Origin of the sequence: Paenibacillus sp. OV219 (assembly GCF_900110075.1) — a bacterium.
Lineage (GTDB): Bacteria > Bacillota > Bacilli > Paenibacillales > Paenibacillaceae > Paenibacillus_Z.
Window position 1 is genome coordinate 1 of the sequence record NZ_FOCJ01000033.1, and the last position, 1,828, is coordinate 1,828.

The 1,828-nt window shown below is 45.6% G+C and carries 1 protein-coding gene; it reads left to right on the forward strand.

Annotated elements, in window-relative coordinates; translation table 11 throughout:
- Positions 1–128: 128 nt before the first annotated feature.
- Positions 129–1,415: an IS110 family RNA-guided transposase gene (locus tag BMY11_RS28325; RefSeq protein ID WP_090583860.1), complete on the forward strand. Its 1,287-nt coding sequence runs from the start codon at positions 129–131 to the stop codon at positions 1,413–1,415.
- The last annotated feature ends 413 nt before the right edge of the window (positions 1,416–1,828 follow it).

The following is a 1,828-nucleotide window of genomic DNA, read 5'->3' on the forward strand; positions in this document are numbered from 1 at the left end:
GGGCAGCATTCCTATTATGAAGAAATACGAGGTTTGAGAAATAAAAAGACTCCTTGGTATGATGTTAATGGGGTCCACGACGCTGGCCGGCTGACCGGATCCCAAAAACAAACCAAGGAGAATACAACATGAATTCTAATCAAAATGAACGAATTAATCAAATCACATCTTCTACCTTAATTGTCGGTGTAGACATCGCAAAATTCAAACATGTGGCTCGCGCACAAGACAACCGCGGAGTCGAGTTCGGGAAGCCAATTACGTTTGAAAATACCCAAGCAGGATGCGAGTTGTTTGTGAGCTGGTGTCAAAAGATCTCATTGGAGCACGGCTTCCAAGACATCATGGTAGGCATGGAACCAACTGGCCACTACTGGCTGAACCTAGCTCATTTCCTACGTGAAAAACAAATCGCGTACGGTGTTGTAAATCCGCTGCACGTAAAGAAAAGCAAAGAGCTCGATGACAACTCGCCGACGAAAAATGACGTTAAGGATGCGAAAGTCATTGCACAACTGGTCAAAGACGGGAGATACGCCGTACCAAGCCTTCCTCAGGGCATTTATGCGGAATTGAGGGAAGCGATGAAGATTCGCGATCACCTAACGACTGACCTTTGTGTGGTTCAAGCACGTGTCCATAACTGGCTAGATCGGTACTTTCCAGAGTTTCTAACGGTATTTAAGGATTGGGAATGCAAGTCTGCCATCCAAATGCTGAGCCTCTATTTACTGCCACACGAACTTGTTCAAGTGCCAGAAGAAACCTTGCTGCAGCACCTGAGAGAGGTTGCAAAGCGAGGGCTTGGTCTAGGTCGGATCAAGAATCTGAAGGAAGCAGCGAGCCGTTCAGTAGGCATAAGAACGGGTTCGGTGTTAGCGAAAATGGAACTAAAGCTCTTGCTTACCCAGTACGAATGGCTTCATAACAAGCTCGAAGAGTTGGGAGAAAGATTGGATGAATTACTCATACAGATTCCTCATGTGCCGCAATTACTAGCAATGAAGGGAATTGGAAGAGACACCATCGCAGGGTTCCTTGCTGAGGTAGGTGACATTAGCCAGTACCGTCATCCAAAGCAGATTACTAAGCTTGCTGGATTGAATTTGAAAACAAATTCATCCGGCACACACAAAGGACAAACCAAGATAACCAAGAGAGGCCGAAAACGCCTGCGCGCCTTACTCTTTAGAGTAATGATGCCATTGGTCGCTAAAAACGCAGCCTTCCGAGCGTTGCACGAGTACTACACCAAACGGCCGATAAATCCGCTTAAAAAGATGCAATCTCTCATCGCGTTGTGTAACAAACTCATACGGATCCTGTTCGGTATATTGAAGAAGGGACATGAGTTCAGTGAAGAGAAAATGATTCAGGATATCCCTCGATTCGCAGAATTACCGCAAGCAGCTTAATTGAACGTTTTCCTTTGATAATGACCTAGTAATGAAAAACAGATAACAAGAAGCACGGATGAGTCAGAACGGCATTAACATACGGACGAAGATCCTGTCGGGCAGCATATCTGACCTCCACCTCATAGACAGGTTGAATGAAGGAATGTGGGAGCGTAGACTCTGCGAGATGTGGGAGGGTTGACCGCCATGAGCTTATGTGGAGATCCAAAGGTGCAACCATACTTTACCTAAGCAGCCACTTTTTACAGAGAGTGGTCTAGGTGGGGACTTTTTCGCGCCTTAACCAGCCCCATAAATTTCTTCGTCTACAACTTTGTTCCATCTGGATGTTATCTGTGAAGAAGAACACTTGGTCAAAATCTAAGAAAACGAGAGCATTTAAGAGAAAAGCGATTCTCCATAGAGGGAGT